Origin of the sequence: Pseudomonas sp. yb_2 (assembly GCF_043103905.1) — a bacterium.
GTDB classification, from domain to species: domain Bacteria; phylum Pseudomonadota; class Gammaproteobacteria; order Pseudomonadales; family Pseudomonadaceae; genus Aquipseudomonas; species Aquipseudomonas alloputida.
In genome coordinates this window covers 91,753-112,335 of sequence record NZ_JBICKH010000068.1, presented here as the reverse complement: position 1 = coordinate 112,335, position 20,583 = coordinate 91,753, and the positions used below count along the sequence as shown (strand labels likewise).

Here is a 20,583-nt window from a genome sequence, read left to right as displayed (position 1 = left end):
GGAATCCTGATTATGTTGGTTACCAAACAACCTGTATTGCGCCGTTTCTGGTATGCCCTGCTCCCTATGACAGCCCTCGAAGACGGCCCCAAGCCATTCACCCTGCTGGGTGAAGCGCTGGTGTTGTGGAAGCGTCCCGATGGTACCCCGGTGGCAATGCGGGACCGCTGCTGCCACCGCACCGCCAAACTGTCCAAAGGCTTCGTCAGTGCTGAGGGCAATATCGCCTGCGGGTATCACGGCTGGGAATACGACTGCACCGGCACGTGCGTGAAGATCCCGCAGAGTCCCACCGGCGCTATTCCTCCGGGGGCCGCGGTGAAGGCTTATCACTGCCAGGAAAAGTACGGCTATGCCTGGGTCAGCCTGGACGACCCGCTACAACCGATCCCTGAGTTCCCGGAAGACGGCGCCCCCGGTTACCGACGCATCTTCCAGTTTTACGAAGAGTGGAAGACCAGCCCGCTGCGGGTCATGGAGAACTCCTTCGACAACTCGCACTTTTCCTTCGTGCACAAGGCCAATTTCGGCTTGTTCGACCAGCCGCAACCGGCCAGTTACGAGTTTCGCGAAACCGATTATGGCTTCGAAGCCGAGACCCGCGTGCCGATCCGCAACCCCGAGGCAAGCTTCCGTATCACCGGTACGACCGAGCCGATTACCCAGCGGCACCTGCTCAACCGCTACTACCTGCCCTTCTCCCGGCGCTTTGGCTGCATGTATCCGGACAGCGGCATCCATCACATCATCTACAACTGCGCCACGCCCATCGACGACAACCGACTGATGCTCGTGCAGTGGTTGTATCGCAACGACAGCGAAGAGCAATGCTCGACCCAGGAACTGATCGACTGGGACGCAGCGATCACAGCCGAAGACCGCGACATCCTCGAGGCTACCGATCCTGACGCCTGTGTCGACACCCGCCGCAGGGTGGAACTGCACATGCCATCGGACAAGCCCGGGTTGGTTATCCGTCGGCAACTACTGGGTCTGCTTGAAGCCCATGGCGAGAGCGAAGTGTTCCTCAGCCACTGACACTTGCCCAACGCCCCGGTGCGCCGGGGCATACACCACCGCTCATGACCCACGGGGAGAGCGCTATGTTGATGCAGACCCTATCCAAGGCCGACGTCCAGCCGCAGGCCCTGCCGAACACCATCGGTGTGGACACCCCTTTGTTCGCCAATCAGGTGGAAAAAACCTACAGCAATGGCACCCATGCCTTGAGCCGCGTGAAACTGGCGATCGAACGCGGCGAGTTCGTCTCGCTCTTGGGCCCGTCGGGGTGTGGCAAAAGCACCCTGCTGAAAATGTTCGCCGGGCTCGAACAGCCCTCCGCCGGCCATGTGCGCTGGTGGGGCAAGGATGCCCCGGGTACGGACCACCACGCAGGCACACCGGGGCGCAGCCTGGCCATGGTGTTCCAGGAAGCCACCCTGATGCCATGGGCCAAAGTGCACGACAACGTGCGCTTGCCCCTGGACTTGGCCGGCGCCCCCAAGGCCCAGAGCCAGCCCAAGGTGCAAGCCGCCCTGGAACTGGTGGGGCTGGACAAGTTCGGCGACGTTTACCCGCGGGAGCTCTCCGGCGGTATGCAGATGCGCGCCTCCATTGCCCGGGCATTAGCCACCGAACCCAATCTGCTGCTGATGGACGAACCCTTCGGCGCCCTGGACGAGTTCACCCGCAACAAGCTCGATAGCGACCTGCGCCAGCTCTGGCTCAAGCGCGACCTGACGGTGGTATTCGTGACCCACAGCATCTTCGAGGCGGTTTACCTGTCTTCGCGGGTGATCGTGATGGGCGCGCGTCCCGGTCGAGTGATCGCCGATGTAATCATCGACGGCCCACTGGAACGCGACGAGGCGTACCGCACTTCACCGGCGTTCATCGAGCAATGCGCGCACCTGTCCCGACTCCTGGCCCAGGCCAATGGCGACCCTTCCTGAGAGCATCATCATGAGCCGACCCTCTACTCCCTGGCTACGCCATCCTTCTGTACTACGCATCGTTTCACCACTACTGGTTGGCGCCTTGCTGCTCGGCGTCTGGCAACTGGCATGCATCGCCTGGAAAGTCCCGGTGTACCTGGTACCGTCACCGGCCGATATCGGCCGCACCCTGGTCGCCGATGGCCCGATGCTGCTGGGGGCACTGTGGATGACCCTGAAGATCACCTTCCTGTCATTCGCCCTCGCCGTGGTCATCGGCACGTTGGCGGCGTTCGTGTTCGTGCAGAGCCGCGTCGTGGAGGCCAGTCTGTTTCCCTATGCGATCCTGCTGCAGGTAACGCCGGTGGTGGCCATCGCGCCGCTGATCATCATCTGGTGCAGCGACACGACCTTGGCGTTGGTGATCTGCGCCACGCTGGTGGCGATCTTCCCGATCATCGCCAACACCGTCCTGGGCCTGCGCAGCGTCAACCCTGGCCTGCTCAACCTGTTCCATCTGAACCGCGCCAGCCGCTGGCAAGTGCTGTTGCGCCTGCGCATTCCCAGCGCCTTACCGTGCTTTTTCGCTGGCCTGCGCATCGCCAGCGGCTTGGCCTTGATCGGCGCGGTGGTGGCCGAGTTCGTCGCCGGTACGGGCGGCACGGGTGCGGGCCTGGCGTATCAGATCCTGCAAGCGGGATTCCAGCTCAACATCCCCCGCCTATTCGCCGCCCTGGTGTTGATCGCCCTGACTGGCGTGGCGCTGTTCAGCCTGATGGCTTTGCTGGCTCGGTTGAGCCTGCGCCACTGGCACGAAAGCGAACTGGGCTGACTTCCATGCGAAACGCCGTACTGGCTATGGAGACGAACATGAATCACACCAACAGCTGGCTGATCCGTAACGCCAGCGCCATCCTCACTGGCCTGCGCGGCGGCGCCGCGCGCCATGTCGGGCCGGACATCCGTATCACCCAGGGGCGTATCGCCGCCCTGGGCTCGCTGCAACCGTTACCAGGTGAGCAAGTGCTCGATGCCACCGATTGCGTGGTGTATCCAGGCTGGGTGAACACCCATCACCATCTGTTCCAGTCCTTGCTCAAGGGCATTCCCGCTGGCATCGACCAAAGCCTCGGTGCCTGGTTGGGGGCCGTGCCCTATCGCTATCGCGGGCTGTTCGATGAGCACAGTTTCCGCTTGGCCGCACGGGTCGGGCTGGTGGAGCTGGCCCGCTCCGGCTGCAGCACGGTGGCCGACCATCATTACCTGTACTTGCCAGGCATGGCCTTCGACAGCGCACAGATCCTCTTCGAAGAAGCCGAGCGCCTGGGGCTGCGCTTCATCCTTTGCCGGGGCGGCGCAACCCAGGTACGTCAGGCGGAAGGCCCCGCGAAAGCCGGACCTGAGACCCTCACGCAGTACCTGGACGATGTTCAGCGCTTGGTGCAGGTCTACCATGATCCCGCCGATGATGCCTGGCGCCGTGTGGTAATGGCGCCGACCAGCCCGCCCTACTCAATGCCGCCCGAGCACCTGCGGGAGACCGCCCGCACCGCACGCCGCCTGGGCATCCGCCTGCACAGCCATCTGAGCGAAACCGTGGAGTACCAGAACGAAGTCCATGATCGCCACGGCCTCTCGCCCGTGGTGTTCTGCGCGGAGCAGGAATGGCTCGGGCCTGATGTGTGGTTCGCGCACCTGGTCAAGCTGAGCGCCGAAGAAATCCAGCTGCTGGGCGCCACCGGCACCGGCATCGCCCACTGCCCACAAAGCAATGGCCGGCTTGGCAGTGGTATCGCAGATATCGTTGCCATGGAGGCTGCAGGCATGTCGGTTTCGATCGGCGTGGATGGTGCTGCCTCCAACGAAGCCTGCGACATGATCAGCGAAACCCACGCCGCCTGGCTGATGCAAAGGGCCAAGGCCGGCGAACGCGCCATGGCTCGCCATGCTGGCGGCGATCTGGAGGGCGGTGCGCATGTCGCCAGCGTGGAGGACGTCGTGCGCTGGGGCACGGCAGGTGGCGCCCAGGTGCTGGGCCTGGACGCCATCGGCACGCTGCAGGTCGGCATGGCGGCGGACTTGGCGATCTATCGCCTCGATCAACCCCGCTACTTCGGTCTGCATGATCTGGGCATCGCGCCAGTGGTAGGCGGTGGCCGTCCGACACTGCGGGCATTGCTGGTGGGCGGCCGCCTGAGCGTGGAAAACGATGCGCTTCCTGGCTTGGACCTCGCCGAACTGGGCAGCCAGGCACGCCAAGCTGTACTTCGTCTGCAACAGGCCGCGGGGGTACGCGCATGAGCTGGACGCCTCTGCAGGTGCGGGCCCTGCGCCTCGAAGCCGACGACGTGCTGGGTGTGGAACTGGCCCCGCCGGGGCCTGCTCCCCTGCCCTTCGACTGGGCACCCGGCGCTCATGTGGACCTGCGCCTGGGCAATGGCGTGGTACGCCAATACTCAGTGGTCAGCCTGCCCGAGGACGGTCATGTCTACCTGGGCATCAAGCGCGAAAAAGCCTCCCGCGGCGGCTCGCAATGGCTGCACGAGCACCTGCGGCTGGGTGCCCGGGTGGAAGTGGGCCTGCCGCGCAACCTCTTTAGCCTGCAACCTGGCACAGGACAGGTCGTCTTGGTGGCCGCAGGCATAGGAATCACGCCACTGCTCGCCATGTACCGGCAATGCCAAGCGCAAGGTCGGTCGGTGCGCTTGCTGTTTTTCACCCGCGATGCCAAACAGGTGCCCTTTGTCCAGTACCTCGATGCGGATACCGAGGTTCATGGAGGCTTGCGCGCCCCGATGATCGCCGGGTACCTGGAGGAACACCTGCCGGCCTGGGACGGCAGCGCAAGCCTCTATTGCTGTGGCCCTGCAGGTTTCATGGATTGTGTTGAGCACGTCGCGCTGGCAAGCGGCTGGCCAACCACGGCGCTTCATCGCGAACATTTCCAGGCCGCAGAGCCCACCTTGCACGTCGAGCGTCACTGCACGCTGGTGCTACAGCGCAGTCGTCTTCAGGTCGAGGTGCAACCGGGCGAAAGTTTGGTACAGGCGGCATCGCGGGCGGGCGTGGAGCTACCCGTGTCATGTGGAATGGGAATCTGCGGCGCCTGTGTCAGCCGGGTCATCGAGGGGGCGCCTGATCACCGCGACGAGTACCTCAGCGATGCCCAGCGCAACAGCGGAGAATGGATAACGCCCTGCGTATCGGGCTGCCGCAGCGCCCGGTTGGTGCTGGACGTTTGACCATCGCCCGCAGCTGCCCGACGGCCAACGGCTGACGGCAGCTGCGCACGCAAAACCGCTGACGCAGTCAATGGCCAAGGCGAGCGGCTCGCAGACAGGCCTTGATCCCGACCCGGTAAAAAGATCCGTCTTGTGCCCAGTATTCTCCAGGGCCACCATAGGCATTCTTCAACAGACCATTGGCTAATGCATGACACTGGAAAATTACCAGGCAATCGCTGAAAGCATTGCCCTGCTGCTGTACCCCCACGCGGAAGTCGTCATTCATGAGATACGCGGCCAGACAATCGTTCATATCGCCAATAATTTCTCACATCGCAAGCTCGGCGATGATTCGGCACTCGGTTCAGAACTGGGTGACCTTTTGAAGGGTACCAACCTTGGTCCCTACGAGAAGCTCAACTGGAACGGTCAGAAGGTCCGCTCGATCAGCACTGTGCTGCACAATCCGCAAGGCGAAGCCGAGTATCTGATGTGCATCAATCTGAACGTGTCGGTGCTGGAACAGGCGCGTGTGGCATTGGATGCGTTCTTCCAGATGAGTCGGCTGGAGCCGCAACCGGATGCGTTGTTCCGCAACGATTGGCAGGAGCGCATCAACACCTTCCTGCAAGCGTGGCTGCAAGCGCATAACCTGTCGCTGCAGACCTTGAAGATGAAAGACAAGCGCAACCTCGTACTGGCCTTGCATGCCGAGGGGGCATTCGAGGGGCGCAGCGGCGCCGATTACGTTGCCAACGTCCTCAGCATGGGGCGGGCCACCGTGTACAAATACCTGAAGGAAGTCAGGGCCTAGGCGGTATTGCCTGGCTGTAGGCACACGCTCTTGCTATTGGTGGAATATAATTCTATTGTGGACAAATTATCCACATACCTGCAAGGACCCGTCATGCCAGCCACCCCGTCCGTTGATGCCCAGTTCCTTGATACATTGCACCAAAACATTCAGGACGCCCATGCGGCGCTCCGCCCTGCCGTCAGCATTACCCCGCTCTTGCACAGCCCTCGTTTGTCGGCACTGACCGGCTGTGAAGTGCTGCTCAAATGCGAACACCTGCAGCACACCGGTTCGTTCAAGTTTCGCGGTGCCAGCAACAAGATGCGCCTGTTGCCGGCCGAGGCACGCAAGCAGGGGGTGATAGCCGCCTCATCCGGTAACCATGGGCAGGCCCTGGCTCTGGCCGGCAAGATGGCTGGCGTGCCAGTGAAGGTCTACACCACCACGGGCGCATCGGCATACAAAACAGAGGCAATGCGCGCGCTGGGCGCCGAAGTGGTCTGCCTGCCCACCGACCCGCTGAGTGCAGAGCTGGAAGCAGCCAGGCAAGCCAAGGCCCAGGGCGTTCCTTTCGTGTCACCTTACAACGACCTGCAAGTCATTGCCGGCCAGGGCACCATAGGCGTGGAGTTGTTCGAGCAGGCGCCAGACCTGGACGCGGTGTTCGTCGCCGTGGGCGGTGGCGGGATGATTTCCGGCATCGGCGCCGCCCTGCGGGTACTCAAGCCGGGCACTGAGATCATCGGCTGCTGGCCGGCAAATGACCCAACCCTGCAGCAATCACTCAAGGCCGGTGAAATCATCGAATTGGATGCCTGCGAAACGCTGTCGGATGGCACAGCTGGCGGCGTCGAGCCAGGCTCCATCACCTTCCCGCTTTGCCAGGCGCTGCTCACCGATACCGTGCTGGTCAGCGAGGATGAAATCCGCTGCGCCATGCGCGACATCGCCAGCAGTGAGCGCTGGATCATCGAAGGCGCTGCAGCGGTTGCGGTCGCCGGCATGCAGAAGCTCGCCGAACGCTATCAGGGCAAGCGTGTCGCGGTGATCCTGTGTGGCCGTAACATCCTGCTGGAGAAGTTCCTCGAGGCCGTTCAATGAAGGTCTTCAGCAAGGCGCAGATCATCGCCCGCTTCAACCCGGAGCTCGCGGTCAGCCAATTGGAGGAAGGCTTTATCGCCTACTCCGAAGGCAAGGTGCAGGTACCGCCCGTACAGGGCTTCGCATTCAAGGGCGCGAACGGTGACTGTTGCGTGAAGTCGGCCTACATCGAAGGCAGCCCGACCTTCACCGTCAAGCTTTCGACAGGCTTCTACGACAATCCGTCCAAGGGCCTGCCGAGCAATGACGGCCTGATGCTTGTGCTGTCTGCACACACCGGTCAGCCGCTGGCACTGCTGCAGGACCAAGGCTGGCTGACTGCCATGCGCACCGCGTTGGCCGGGCGTATCGCCGCCCGGCTGCTGGCGCCATCCCAGGTCAAGGCCATTGGCATCCTCGGCACCGGCATGCAGGCGCAGATGCAGCTTGAGCAGCTTCGCGCTGTTACTGATTGTCGCCAGGTGATTGTCTGGGGTCGGCATGAACGCGGGCTTGCTGCCTATACGGCATTTGCCCGCGAGCTGGGCTTCGCAGTGCACAGCACGCAGGATGCTGCCGAGGTTGCGGGCGCGGCAAACCTGATCGTCTGCACCACGCCTTCTCGCCAGGCGCTGTTGCACAGCGATTGGGTCCAGCCGGGTACGCATATCACCGCCGTCGGTGCCGATGCGCCCGGCAAGCAGGAACTGGACCCGGCACTGGTGGCAAGGGCGGACCGCATCATCGTCGACGCCATCGCCCAGTGCAGCCAGTACGGCGAAGTGGCCCATGCCCTCGGCAGTGGCCGCATCGACGCTAACCAGCTGATCGAGCTGGGTACGCTGCTGGCTGGCCGTGCCAAGGGGCGTGAGCACGACAGCCAGATTACCTTGGCGGACCTGACCGGTGTTGCAGTGCAGGATGCACAAGTCGCAAGCCACGCCTTGGCCGCCCTGTGCACCTGAGGCAACAACAGCGTCAGCGCAAACGTTGCACCTGCGCTGGCGTGCGCTGCATCAGCACCTTGCCATTGCGTACCGACACCAACGCGTGCCCCTGGCTGCGCACCATCTCGTAATCATCCGGCGCCGACAGCAGCAACAGGTTCGCCGGCCGCCCTACCTCTATGCCATAGCGCTCGCCCAGGTTCAGGGTGCGGGCGCTGTTGTCGGTAATCAGGTCCAGGCAGCGCTGCAGGTCTTCATACCCAAGCATGTGACAGATGTGCAGGCCGGCTTCGAGAATGCGCAGGATATTGCCATTGCCCAGTGGGTACCACGGGTCGACGATGGAGTCCTGGCCGAAGCACACGTTCATGCCGGCGCGGTCGATCTCGGCCACGCGGGTCACACCACGACGTTTCGGGTAGTTGTCGAAGCGCCCTTGCAGGTGAATGCTCTCGGTCGGGCACGACACGAAGTTGATGCCCGACAGCTTGAGCAGGCGGAACAGCTTGTAGCAATACGCATTGTCATACGAGCCCATGGCCACGGTGTGGCTGGCCGTAACCCGGGGCCCCATGCCGCGTACCCGTGCTTCTTCGGCCAACACTTCGAGGAAGCGTGATTGCGGGTCGTCGGTCTCGTCGCAGTGCACATCCACCAGGCAGCCGGTGCGCTCGGCCAGGTCCATCAGGAACTTCACCGACGATACCCCCTGGTCGCGGGTATTTTCGAAATGCGGAATGCCGCCGACGACATCGGCGCCAATCGCCACGGCTTCAGTCATCAGCGCCCGGCCGTTGGCGTACGACTCGATGCCCTCCTGCGGAAAGGCGACAATCTGCAGGTCGATCAGCTCACGCACCTCGTCACGCACCTCGACCATGGCCTTGAGCGCGGTGAGTTTCGGGTCGGTCACATCGACATGGGTGCGCACATGCTGGATACCGTGGTCCACCAGCATGCCGATGGTTTTTTTCGCACGGGTCTTGATGTCGTCGTGAGTGGTGATTTCCTTGCGCTCCGACCAGCGTTCAATGCCTTCGAACAACGTGCCGCTCATGTTCCACTTCGGCTCACCCGCGGTCAGCGTGGCATCAAGATGAATGTGCGGCTCGACAAAGGGCGCGACCACCAGGTTTTGCCCGGCGTCCAGGTCATTGACCATAGCGGAAGCCACGACGTCGGTCTGGGGCACGATGGCGGCAATGCGCTCGCCGTTCAGTTCGACGCGGAACAGGCCAGGCTTGCCGCGCAGGCGTGCGTTGATGATGTTCATGCAGTTACTCCTTGCCGTGGGCTTCGCTCATGCGCCATACCAGCATGGCGACCGAAGCATTCATGCGAAAAAGCGGGTCGTCCAGCGACTGCCCGCTCAGTTGTTCGATGCGCTGGATGCGCTGATTGATCGTGTTGCGGTGCAGCCCCAGACGCTGTGCGGCCTTGAGCCCGTTGCCATTTTCCATGAGCAAGGCGTCGAGGGTATGCACCAAAGCATGGGCGTGTTTGCGTCCAGGGGCGATCAGCGGGCCGAGGGTGCGGCTGACGAAATCATCGACCAGCGAACGGTCGACAATACCTTGCAGCAGGCGCAATACGCCGAGCTCGCTGAAGTTGCAATAGCCGTTGGCCGGGCGCAGATGCTGCGCCACATCCAGCGCCTGGCGTGCCTCGTTGAGGGCCTGGCGATAGAGCGCGCAATCGTCAGCGAGGCTCGACAGACCCATGTAGAGGCCCAGTTCACCTGTCGCGGCTTGCAGCTGCCGGTACAGCGCGCCCAACGTCTCGGGTAAGTCCTGTGTATCGGCCAGCAGCACCACGAACAGGTCGCCCGGCAACTGCGCCGTCACACTGCCGGGGCGCTGGCGGCACCAGGCTTCGAGCTGGTCTTCCAGGGCCTGGCGGGTGGCTTGCCAGGTACGCTCGCCGTACGCCAGGCCGTGGCGCTCGAACAAGCCGTCCACGCCCGTCAGGCGCAACGCCAGCAGGCGCCGCGGTTTATCCAGCGCCAGTTGCAGGTGTGCTGCCCGTTGCCGGGCAATTGCCAGGCTCGGGTAGTCGCCTGTGAGCAGTTGGCCAAGGATGTCGTTGCGCGAGCGGCGTACCTGGCTCATCTGCACAAGTGCAGTGCCGATCAGGTGGGTGACCACCACCATCTTCAGCGCGTAGGGCTGTTCGATCAGTGGCAAGCCCAACTGCTCGGCGCGCGCGACAACGGGCGCCGGGATGCTCTGGATGAAACTGCCGCCGGTGAGAATCACCATGCCGGCAATGCCCACGGCGTCGCCATCCTCCACCAGGCTCAGCAGGTTGGCTTCGCCGCGCGGGTGGTTGATGCCGGTGACGAATACCAGTTCACCGCCCATCACCCATTCGGCGATACCCTCGTTCTCCGCCACGTAAGGCCAGCGTACCCGCCGCTGCAGGTTGCGCGCTCCGGCCCGCACCTGCATTTCGTGCAGACCGGGCAAATGCAGTATCTCGTCCAGCGCCAGGCTCACGGCTCGACGCCCGCCTGGCCCGGCGCGCGGCGGCGTGCGCCCAGCTCCAGAATGACGATGTAGCACACTGCCGAGGCGGCGATGCCCACCAGCGGCGCGACCCACGGTGAGGCATAGGCCAGTACAGCGCCCACGGCATAGGCAAACAGCCCGGTGAGGTTGTAGCGAGGCAGGTTTGCCGTACACAGTGGCGGGTATTTGCCGCGGTGGCGATACCAGAAGTCAGCCATGATCACCCCACCCACCGGCGGAATGATCGACCCCAGCAGCACCAGGAACGGGATCAGCATTTCGTACATGCCACCCATCGCCAGCACAATGCCAACCCCGGCCGCCACCAGCGTTGCCGTGCGCCGGCGCTCGCTGCGCAACAAGTGGCAGGCGGCGGCCGACACGTTGTAGATGGTCGGCCCCTGAATGGTCCACAGGTTTAGGCACAGCATCACCACGGCCGCGAACGACAGGCCCTGCAGCATCATCACGTCGACGATATCGGCCTGCTGGTAAACCATCGCGCACCACGCCCCGGCCACCACCATCAGGCCGTTGCCAAGGAGGAATGCCACCCCGCTGGCGATCACCGCTACCCGGCCACTGCGTGCCAGCCGTGTCCAGTTGGTGGCCTGGGTGGCGCCACTGGCGAAGGTGCCGAAGACCATGGTCACTGCCGCCGAAAAGGTCATGGTTTCATGCGGGACGACTGCAGCCAGGCCGGCAAAGCCACCGGCATCGCGGGTGGCGATGTACATGGACACCAACAGCAGCACGAACATCAATGGCACCGACACCCGCGACAGCAGGTCCAGCCCCTTGAAACCGATAATGGCCGTAATGCTGAAACCCAGCCCGAAAAGCACCATCAACGGCATACCGAAGCCATCCGCCAGCCCCAGCAGCTTGACCAGCACGATCGCCACCGTGGCCGTACCCCAGGCATACCAGCCCAGTTCGGCAAAACCCAGCAGAAAGTCCGAGAGCCGGCTCCCCGCTTCACCGAAACAGAAGCGCCCCATCAACACGGTATTCAGCCCGCTGCGCGAGGCAATGAAGGCCAACGCTGCGGCATACAAGGCCAGCAGGCTGTTGCCGAGGGTAGCCACCCACAGCATGTCGACAAAACTGAATGCCATGCCCAGCTTGCCGCCGGCGAACATCGTGCCGGTAAAGAAGGTGAAGCTGAACAAGACCATCGCGATCGGCAGCAGGCCCTTGCGGGCGGACTGGGGGGCTTCGCTGAGGGGAAATTCGCTGGGTGAGCTCATTGCACGGGGCTCCGGGTTTGTAGTTGGGAGCAGAAAGAGCAATATGCGGGCCGCTTTTTCCTGCGCCGCCACCCGGAAGAAATCGGGCTGTTCGCCCAGAAATCCATATGCACTGTGCACATTAAAGCTGCGATCTGACGATCTGGAGTGTGCGGGACGACTTATTTTGAGGCGCCCATGCACCAAAGCGGTCCTGGGCTGGGTAGTAATCACCCAGCCCACGGCGGTTTACACGGTCCCGTCCAACCCCATTTGCCAGAAATCCGCCTCCAGGCTGGAGGCCTGGCCAAAAATCCCTGCCAGTTCGGCGAACCGCTGCTCGGTCATGCTGCGCGCGGCCAGTTCATCCAGGTGCTTGCGCGCTGCTGCGGCCACCCCTTGGTAGCCCTCCCCGGCATACTCGCCAATCCACTCGCGGTAGGGGTGATTGCTCAAGTCGCCAATGCGCTCGGCCAGGGTCCGGCCGATTTCGGCATAGCCGATCACGCAAGGTGCCAGTGCCACATGCAGCTCCAGCAGATCGCCCGCTGCGCCGCAGTCCAGCACATAACGGGTGTATGCCACCGTGGCCTGATGCTCTGGCGCGGCCTCGATGTCTGCCTGGGTCAAGCCCCAGCGCGCGCACAGTCGCAAGTGCAGCTCGGTTTCATCCAGGATCGCCGACAGCCCGGCCTGCGCCGCACGAATGTCGGCCGGGCGGCGGCTTTTGTAGGCGGCCAACGCCCAGGCGCGGGCGAACTGGATCAGGAACAGGTAATCCTGCACAAGGTAGGTACGGAACGCTTCCTCGCTCAGCGTGCCTGCGCCCATCTGCCGCACGAAGTCATGGTCTACGTAGCGGTTCCATTGTGGCGTGGCAGCGGCCTTGAGGCGCTCGAAGATATCCATGCTCATTTGCCCTCCGGGTACACAGCATCGAAGAAAGCCAGCTCCAGCGCCACGGTGCGCTGGTAGAAGTCACTTGCCAATGCGGCCTCCTGCGGGCCGACGCGGTCGAGTTCGGCCTGCAGGAAAGCGACGAATGCCTGGAATGCCGGGTTGTCATGCAGGGTAATCCACTCGGCATGGACGAAGTTGTCCGGCATCGGTTTCGGCGCCTTGAGCGCCCAGTCCAGGTACAGGCCTTCGGCAACGTTCAGCACCGCCAGTGCCGCTGCGTAGGAACGGGTGGCTGCCGCTTCGCGCATGATCGCCTTGAAACCTGCGGTAGGCGCGGTATCGGCCGGTTCACTGCGTTGCGCCGGGCGGACACCCAAGGCCTCGAAGGCACGCAGGAAATAGGTGTTCTCGTCACTGGAGATCATCCCGGCAAAGCGGCCGAAGCGCAGGCGGGCTTCAAACGTGTCAGCGGTGGCGATGGCCGCGCCCAGCAGGGTCAGGAAGCTGTCGAGGAAACGGTGGTCCTGGACCAGGTAGTCGACCATGATCGGGTCAGGCAGGCTGCCGTCGCACAATCGGGTCACGAAACGGTGGCCAACGGCCGCCGACCAGGTCGGCTCGCTCTGGCGGCGCAGGGACTGGCTGAAACGTTCGGTCATGTTGCTGTCCTTGATGAGGGTGACAGCGAGACCTTGGCAATTGACATGGACTGGCCTCGCAGTGAGGCCGGCAAAAAGGCAGGTTACAAGCCCCATCCCTTCGCCGGCATGATCCGGATCAGGTTCGAAGGGTCACCGCGCTGTAGCGTTCAGCGGTTTCTCAGCCCATTGCCGGGCTCCCCTTGGTGGCGCTCAGGTATACCCGAGGGCGCCGCGCCTGTCACTAGTCCAACTCCCCAAACTGTGGGCAATGGTGACCCGCTAATGGGTATCTGTCCCCATTCTTGACGCGCCATCTTTGAGTGCACGCCAGACGCCGCAAGGTTTTGTATGTCAAAGGATTACTGAAATATCTGTTGGCATAGCTGTTGCTGATGGCCATTTAACGGGCAAAACGCCATTGATGGCCTAAGGCCCTCAGGCCGCAAAAAGAGGCTTAAGCCAATGAAAACACCTGCTGTGAGCCACGCGTCCAGACGCGCGTTCCAACTGACCTCTGTCACTGCACTGATGATCAGCCTCGGGTTGATCACGGCCATGGCCTCTCCCCTCGACGACAACAGCATGCCCCCGCCAACCGACCCGTCGGCCTACACCGACCAGCCGGACGACCCGACGTCTGCCTTGCTTGAGCTGAACACCATGCCAGAGGCCAACGAAGGCTCGCTGGAGTTGACCGATGGCGTGTATGGCGACCGCAACACAGTCCGCACCGACAACGTGCTGCCACCTGCCCTGCAAACGTCGGACAAGTATCCTACCAACGGCAAACCCAGCCCGTTGTTCGGTGCGCAACCATTCACCCAGCAACTGTTACTGTTCGAAGAATTCGGGTCAGAGAAGCTCGACCCGACCACGCCGGTGCCCGATCTGACCTTCCCGGTACCGACCCTCGGCGCGGCCCCCGCGCAAGACCCCAACGTGGTGGCACGCAGCGGACCCAGTGGCAGCGCTTTGGAAGCGTTCCTCAAGCAACCCGGCCTGTACCCGTTCCCGACCCAGTACGCCAACGTGCTGGACCGCAACCCATGGAAGGCGCAGATCGAGATGTTCCTCAACCGCCAGCCGGTCGGCTCGCCCGCTGAAGGCCGGCCACCAGGAAAAGGCTGGTCGCACCAGCGCTGGAACGAGTTCTACCCGCAGGCAGCGTTCAAGACCGCCCAGGCCGGTGCGCGCATCAACCTCGGCCTGCGCGACCGCAAGCAACTGCACAACTATGCCGTCGGTGAATTCGCCCCGGGAGGCCTGTACTACCAGACCTCCGACATTCCGACCACGCTGGGCACCACCAAGGGCATCGACACACGCTTCCATCCGAACATGCCGCTGCAAAACCACAAATCGCTGTGGACCTTCGACGGCACCTTCCCGCCCAAACTGCTGATGGTGCGCTACGGCCAGCCGATCCTGATGCGCCATTACAACGCCCTGCCAATTGACCCCTCGGCCAACGGTGGCTTTGGCCTGCATACCATTTCGACCCACGAGCACAACGGCCACTCCCCGGCCGAAAGCGACGGCTTTGCCAACGCGTACTTCTTCCCCGGCCAGTACTACGACTACCGCTGGCCGGTGCAGCTGGCCGGCTACGACACCATCAACACCCGTGCCCAGGACCCGCGTGCCGCTTTCCCCTGCTCGCCGGGTGAAACCTTGTTCGTCAACGATGGTTCACCGGGCCTGAAAACCTGCGAGAACGGCAGCATCAAGATTCGTGGCGACTGGCGCGAAACCATGAGTACCCACTGGTTCCACGACCACATGATGGATTTCACGGCGCAGAACGTCTACAAAGGCAACGCCGTGATGATGAACTACTACAGCGCCCTGGACCGCGGCAACGAGGCCCTGCAGGACGGCGTCAACCTGCGCTTCCCAAGCGGTTCAGCCATGCCTTGGGGTAACCGTGACTATGACGTCAACCTGGTGATTGCCGACAAAGCCTGGGATGCCAATGGCCAGCTGTGGTTCAACCCGTTCAACACGGACGGCTTCCTCGCTGACCAGATTCTGGTCAACTGGCAGTACAAGCCCAGGCTCAAGGTGCGTGCGCGCAGTTACCGTTTCCGTCTCCTCAACGGCTCGGTGTCGCGCTACTTCAAGTTCGCCGTGGTGCGGGAGATTGCCGGTAACAGCGGTGAGTTCAAAGGCCCGTCCGGCTCCAACCTGTCGTATGCGCGGGTGCCGTTCCACATGATCGCCAACGACGGCAATATCATGGAACACGCGGTGCCATTCGACGGCACGATGGACCTCAATGGTGACGGCAACCTGCAGGACAACAACGGCGTCTTGCCGTTGCAGGCCATTGCCGAGCGCTACGACATCATCATCAACTTCGCCAAGAACGGCATCAAGGCAGGCGACAAGCTGTACTTCGTCAACCTGATGGAGCACGACTCCGGCAAAGGTCCGAAGCAAGCTATCCCGTTGGCCGACGTGCTGTCGGAAAAATACAAGGCGGTAATCAAGCAGACCAGCAAAGGCCCGCAGTGGGACAACGGCGACCCGGCTGTCGGCAAGTTTCTGCAACTGTGGGTGCAGCCGTACACCGGCCAGGACCTGAGCATGGACCCGGTAGCCTATGAGCCGGCCAAGCCAGGCAAGGCTGCTGGCCTGAAAATGCTGCCCCTGCCCATTGACCGCGACGCCGCAGCCGACCAGGCCAAACTCAAGGATGCCCGCCACCGCGAGTTCATCTTTGGCCGCTCTGACGGCACGGACACCACCCCGTGGACCATCAAGACCGACGGCGGCTTTGGCTACAGCATGGACCCACGCCGTATCAGTGCCGCACCGCAACTGGCCAACCAGTCCACCGACGGTGGTTTCAGCGGCGACGGCACCCTGGAAGTGTGGAAAATCGTCAACGGCGGCAATGGCTGGAGCCACCCGGTACACGTGCACTTCGAGGAAGGCGTGATTCTTAGCCGCGACGGCAAGGCCCCGCCAGAATGGGAAAAATGGGCGCGCAAGGATGTGTACCGTATCGGGTCGGAACCTGATTCGTCCGAAGAGGTGGAAATGGCCATCCGCTTCCGCGAGTTCGCAGGCACCTACATGGAGCACTGCCACAACACCCAGCACGAGGACTCTTCGATGCTGCTGCGCTGGGACCTTGAACACCCGGGGCAGTTCCAGGTAATGCCCACCCCGCTGCCAGGATGGGATGGCGTGCGTTACATGGCCTCGGTAGGCCTGCCAACGTTCCGCACCAAAACCGATGACGACGATGACGACCCGGCCAACAAACCACCTGTCGTGGCCAACGACAGTGCCGCAACGACTGCAGGCAAGCCGATCACCCTGAACGTGCTGGCCAACGACAGCGACCCGGACGGCAACGTACCGCTCACGGTCACCGGCCTCAGCCAGCCGGACTCCGGCCAGGGTACCGTGAGCACGGACGGCAGCACAGTGACGTACACCCCACCCGCTACGGTCGCCACGCCGTTCACGGCCAGCTTCAATTACACGGCGCGTGATACCAAGGGGGCCGACTCGGTGACCCCGGCCACGGTCAGCATCGCCGTCACCCCAGCAGTGGCGGCCGACGAGCTCAAGGTCACCAGTGCCACAGTGCAACTGCGTAGCGGGAACCGGTTCACCTGGGATGTGCAGGGGACAACCACGGTGGCCACGGGCAACAGCATCAGCGTGACTGCAGCAACCACCGGTGGTCCGGTAAGCCTGGGGAACGCGACGCTGACTGCCACGGCTACGGGGGCCCGTTGGCGAGTATCGGTGACCACCACCGGCTTTGGCCCGGCCACGCCAGCGACGGTCACGGTGAAATCAACGCTGGGCCAGACGGTGACAGCGCCAGTCACATACAAGTGAGTGCAAAGCGGGGCCGCCATGCGGCCCCCATCAGCCAACCCACGAGGACCGCATCATGCCCGGCTCATGGCGATTCCTGCTGGTACTGGCGTTGTTCGCCACCAGCATTCCGTTCTGGCCGTTGCAACCCCAACGAACGGTGGCCGAAGCAGCGGCTTCTCCCTGGGGTGCCAGCTATTTCCCCAACATCCCCCTGCTCACCCAGGATGGCGAAAAAGTGCATTTCTTCGACGACCTGATCAAGGACAAGGTGGTCGCCATCAACTTCATCTTTACCGGCTGCTCCGATTCCTGCCCAGTGGAAACCGCGCGCCTGCGCCAGGTACAGAAAATCCTCGGTGACCGGGTCGGCAAAGACATCTTCCTCTACTCCATCAGCATCGATCCCTATAACGACACCCCCGCCACCCTCAAACGCTATGCCGAAAAGTTCGGCATCGGCCCAGGCTGGACCTTGCTGACCGGCGAACCCGACGACATCGAGCAACTACGCCGCAGCCTGGGGCTGTGGATCGATGGCCTGGAAAACGGCCGCTCCAAAGACCACAACCTGAGCCTCATCATCGGCAACCAGGCCACCGGCCGCTGGATGAAAGCCTCGCCTTTCGAAAGCCCGTACATCCTCGCCGACCGCCTGGGCAACAGCCTGCACAACTGGAAGCAGGCCAGCGCCAAGAGCAATGACTACGCTCAGGCTCCGCAAATCCGCTCACCCAGCAGCGGCGAGCAGATATTCCGTACCCGTTGCTCGTCCTGCCATACCGTGGGCAACACCGAGCCAGGCCAGCCAGGCATCGGCCCCGACCTGCTGGGCGTGACCCGTCAGCGTGACGCCAACTGGCTGGTCCGCTGGCTGAAGGTGCCCGACCAGATGCTGGCCGAAAAAGACCCCTTGGCCATGCTGCTGTTCGAACAATACAACCGCCTGGCCATGCCCAACATGCGCTTGGGCGATGCCGAAGTCAGCGCATTGATAAGCTACCTCGAGGAGGAAACGGCTCGCCTGCAGACGCCCGTGAAAAATAGGGGAATCCCCTAAAGGCTATTGGCCACCAGTCATCAGGCTGTCATCTTATTGTCGTATTTTCCGAGCATCACCCAGGGTCGGGAACTATCAGCAGTGATTCGCCGTTCGCTTTCCTCCACCAGCCTTCTGCGACTGCTTATCCTGATGCTCTGTGCAGCGACCCTGGCCTTTCTCTGGGGGCTGCACGTCACCCAGAAAGCCGCCGCCCGACAGAATGCACTGTCGGCCAAGGCCATCGAGCACCTGAACCTGGCCAGCATCGTGGGCGAAAACCTCCGACAGCTTGTCGACCGCGCCCAGGCGATGGGTCGTGTTACCCAGGACGACATGAAAGCGCGGCGCCAAGGCAACCTCAGCCTGGCAGCAGACCCTGTGTTCAAGCGCTTGAGCCTGTACGACCGACAAGGCCGGCTGCTAGCGGCCAGCCATACCGATGAGGCCGCCGAGTTGCCGGCAGACTGGTTGCGCCAACTGCAGCGGCACATTGATCGCTACGGTTTCAAACCTTTCCTGCCAAGCATTAAACCTGTCAGCCAAACCGCTGCCCTGCCCACTTGGCGCCTGCCCTTCCTGCTGCCGTTGACCAATTCGACCGGCCGGGAAATCGACAACATTTTGCTGGTGCATCTGGACGTCGGCTACCTGGCGGTGCTGTTCCAGTCTATCGACCTGGGCAACAGTGGCCTGGTGCGTCTGCTGCAGGATGACGGCCTGGAGCGGCTGCGCATCGACAACAGCGGCGTGGTGACTGCCGGCGACCTATTGCAGCCCCCGCTGCCGGCGCTAAACACCGAAGCGGGCATGCTGACCCAGTACGTAGCGGGTGATGCCTACCAAAGCGTGTACCGCCGTGTACCCGAGCAAGGCTTCAGCGTGGTGGTCAGCCAGCGCCAGGCAGAAATCCTCGCACCCTCGACGCTGGCCTATTCCCGGCAGTTCTGGTTGAACCTGAGCATGACCCTGATGATCCTGGCCAGCCTGCTATGGACCTTGCGCCTGCTGCGCAAGCGCCAGGAGGCGTTCGACGCGCTGGAACATGCCCAGCAGGTCAATCAGCAGCTGATCGTGCGCCTGGAGGACGAACATCGGCGCAGCAGCCACGCCGCCGCCACCGACCACCTCAGTGGCCTGCACAACCGCCGCCAGTTCGTCGAAGTGGCCAGCCAGGTGCTGACTCGGCAGCGTGGCAAGCGCCGACTGATGGCGATCCTGTTCATCGACATGGACCGTTTCAAGTCGATCAACGACTCGCTCGGCCACAAGATTGGTGACCTGCTGCTACAGGCTGTGGCCGGGCGTATCCAGCGCCTGCTGGAGCCCGGCGACGAGGCTTCGCGGTTTGGCGGCGACGAATTCGTGGTGTTGCTGGCCGGTGAGCGCAGCGAGGAGCAGATCAACGCCTGGGTCCACGAACTGGTGCAGAAACTGTCGGCCACCTACGCCCTGGATGGCCAAGAGGTCAACACCAGCCCCAGTGTAGGGGTGAGCATCTGCCCGCGTGATGGCCAGGACATCGACAGCCTGATACGCAGTGCCGATGCGGCAATGTACTCGGCCAAGCAGGCAGGGCGCGCGCAGTATCGCTTTTTCGACCCCTCGCTGAACCTGGCCGATATCCAGGCGTTCACCCTTGAACAGGCCTTCGGCAGTGCCTTGGCCGAACGCCAGTTCGTGCTGCACTACCAGCCGCAGATGCGCCTCGACACCCACCAGGTGCAGGGTTACGAGGCGCTGGTGCGCTGGGACCACCCCGAGTTCGGCCTGCTGTACCCGGACCGCTTCATCGACCTGGCCGAGCGCAGTGGCTTTATAGTCGAGCTGGGTTGGGAAGTACTGCAGCTGGCCTGTGAAGCCTTGTCGAGCTGGGATGCCCAAGGCCGCAAGACACGGCTGGCCGTCAATGTCTCCGCCCTGCAACTGCGTCAAGCCGACTTCGCTGACCGGCTGCTGAGCAAGTTGCAGCATCATGGCATCGCGCCTCAGCAGCTGGAGCTGGAAATTACCGAAACCACCATCCTCGACCCCGAAGGCACGGCGGTGGCGCACCTGCATACGTTGCGCGGCGCAGGTCTGGGTATCAGTCTGGACGATTTTGGCCGTGGCTACGCCGGCTTTGCCCACCTGCATTCACTGCCCCTGAGCAAGCTGAAGATCGATCGATCGCTGATCGCGGCGCTGTCCAACAGCCATGACGACAGCCCAATCGTGTCCTCCACCATCATCCTGGCCAAGCGCCTGGGCCTGGAAGTGGTGGCCGAGGGGGTGGAAACCCGTGAACAGGTGGTGTACCTGAAGCTTGCCGGCTGCGATATCGCCCAGGGCTACCACTTCAGCCGGCCACTGTCGCTGCCGCAGCTGTGGGCTTACCCGCCCTTCAACGGTATCGAGGACAAGGCATGCGTGTACTGAGCGCAACGGCAGGCTTGCCGAGGGCGTTGGG

General features: G+C 62.9%; 16 protein-coding genes and 1 riboswitch. Of the genes, 11 read left to right on the top strand and 5 right to left on the bottom strand.

Annotation, left to right across the window (positions count from 1 at the left end):
• Positions 1–12 precede the first annotated feature (12 nt).
• The 8 genes from ACF8FB_RS17305 (at position 13) to ACF8FB_RS17270 (ending at position 7,999) form a co-directional block, all read left to right on the top strand.
• On the top strand, positions 13–1,038 hold the full coding sequence (locus ACF8FB_RS17305; protein ID WP_010954097.1) for an aromatic ring-hydroxylating dioxygenase subunit alpha: 1,026 nt from the start codon (positions 13–15) through the stop codon (positions 1,036–1,038).
• A gap of 65 nt (positions 1,039–1,103) precedes the next feature.
• Positions 1,104–1,952 carry an ABC transporter ATP-binding protein gene (locus ACF8FB_RS17300; protein WP_392511600.1) on the top strand — a complete coding sequence of 283 codons (849 nt, stop codon included), beginning with the start codon at positions 1,104–1,106 and terminating at the stop codon, positions 1,950–1,952.
• 85 nt (positions 1,953–2,037) lie between these two features.
• Positions 2,038–2,766 (top strand): ABC transporter permease, encoded by a 729-nt coding sequence (locus ACF8FB_RS17295; protein ID WP_014862030.1) that lies wholly within the window; start codon positions 2,038–2,040, stop codon positions 2,764–2,766.
• Positions 2,767–2,804: 38 nt separating this feature from the next.
• Complete coding sequence (locus ACF8FB_RS17290) at positions 2,805–4,235, top strand: amidohydrolase family protein (RefSeq protein ID WP_392511599.1); 1,431 nt, start codon at positions 2,805–2,807, stop codon at positions 4,233–4,235.
• Positions 4,232–5,176 carry a PDR/VanB family oxidoreductase gene (locus tag ACF8FB_RS17285; RefSeq protein WP_392510018.1) on the top strand — a complete coding sequence of 315 codons (945 nt, stop codon included), beginning with the start codon at positions 4,232–4,234 and terminating at the stop codon, positions 5,174–5,176. The genes ACF8FB_RS17290 and ACF8FB_RS17285 overlap by 4 nt, the downstream gene beginning before the upstream one ends.
• 190 nt (positions 5,177–5,366) lie before the next feature.
• The gene (locus ACF8FB_RS17280) at positions 5,367–5,972 is read left to right on the top strand and encodes a transcriptional regulator (protein WP_104887618.1); all 606 of its coding nucleotides are present in this window, start codon (positions 5,367–5,369) and stop codon (positions 5,970–5,972) included.
• 93 nt (positions 5,973–6,065) lie between these two features.
• A complete protein-coding gene (locus ACF8FB_RS17275; RefSeq protein WP_121783515.1) occupies positions 6,066–7,055 on the top strand; it encodes a threonine/serine dehydratase in 990 nt (329 codons plus the stop codon).
• A complete protein-coding gene (locus tag ACF8FB_RS17270) occupies positions 7,052–7,999 on the top strand; it encodes an ornithine cyclodeaminase family protein (RefSeq protein ID WP_392510017.1) in 948 nt (315 codons plus the stop codon). The genes ACF8FB_RS17275 and ACF8FB_RS17270 overlap by 4 nt, the downstream gene beginning before the upstream one ends.
• A gap of 13 nt (positions 8,000–8,012) precedes the next feature.
• On the opposite strand, the gene codA is transcribed toward ACF8FB_RS17270, so the two are convergent.
• The 5 genes from codA to ACF8FB_RS17245 form a co-directional block, all read right to left on the bottom strand.
• Complete coding sequence (codA, locus tag ACF8FB_RS17265) at positions 8,013–9,254, bottom strand: cytosine deaminase (protein WP_392511598.1); 1,242 nt, start codon at positions 9,252–9,254, stop codon at positions 8,013–8,015.
• 4 nt (positions 9,255–9,258) lie between these two features.
• Positions 9,259–10,476: a PucR family transcriptional regulator gene (locus ACF8FB_RS17260; protein WP_392511597.1), complete on the bottom strand. Its 1,218-nt coding sequence runs from the start codon at positions 10,474–10,476 to the stop codon at positions 9,259–9,261.
• Positions 10,473–11,738: a cytosine permease gene (codB, locus tag ACF8FB_RS17255; RefSeq protein ID WP_010954072.1), complete on the bottom strand. Its 1,266-nt coding sequence runs from the start codon at positions 11,736–11,738 to the stop codon at positions 10,473–10,475. The genes ACF8FB_RS17260 and codB overlap by 4 nt, the downstream gene beginning before the upstream one ends.
• Positions 11,739–11,966: 228 nt before the next feature.
• Positions 11,967–12,632: a thiaminase II gene (tenA, locus tag ACF8FB_RS17250; RefSeq protein WP_049587920.1), complete on the bottom strand. Its 666-nt coding sequence runs from the start codon at positions 12,630–12,632 to the stop codon at positions 11,967–11,969.
• Complete coding sequence (locus ACF8FB_RS17245; RefSeq protein ID WP_010954070.1) at positions 12,629–13,276, bottom strand: TenA family protein; 648 nt, start codon at positions 13,274–13,276, stop codon at positions 12,629–12,631. Before ACF8FB_RS17245 ends, tenA begins: the two co-directional genes overlap by 4 nt.
• Positions 13,277–13,354: 78 nt before the next feature.
• Positions 13,355–13,469: riboswitch (TPP riboswitch) on the bottom strand.
• A 251-nt stretch (positions 13,470–13,720) separates the two neighbouring features.
• On the opposite strand from ACF8FB_RS17245, the gene ACF8FB_RS17240 reads away from it, so the two are divergent.
• The 3 genes from ACF8FB_RS17240 to ACF8FB_RS17230 all read left to right on the top strand — a co-directional run bounded on the left by ACF8FB_RS17240 (position 13,721) and on the right by ACF8FB_RS17230 (position 20,552).
• Positions 13,721–17,116: an Ig-like domain-containing protein gene (locus ACF8FB_RS17240; protein WP_392510013.1), complete on the top strand. Its 3,396-nt coding sequence runs from the start codon at positions 13,721–13,723 to the stop codon at positions 17,114–17,116.
• A gap of 55 nt (positions 17,117–17,171) precedes the next feature.
• Positions 17,172–18,155, top strand: coding sequence for an SCO family protein (locus ACF8FB_RS17235; protein ID WP_392510012.1), 984 nt, complete (start codon positions 17,172–17,174; stop codon positions 18,153–18,155).
• Between the two features lie 81 nt (positions 18,156–18,236).
• Positions 18,237–20,552 (top strand): putative bifunctional diguanylate cyclase/phosphodiesterase, encoded by a 2,316-nt coding sequence (locus tag ACF8FB_RS17230; RefSeq protein ID WP_392511596.1) that lies wholly within the window; start codon positions 18,237–18,239, stop codon positions 20,550–20,552.
• Positions 20,553–20,583 lie beyond the last annotated feature (31 nt).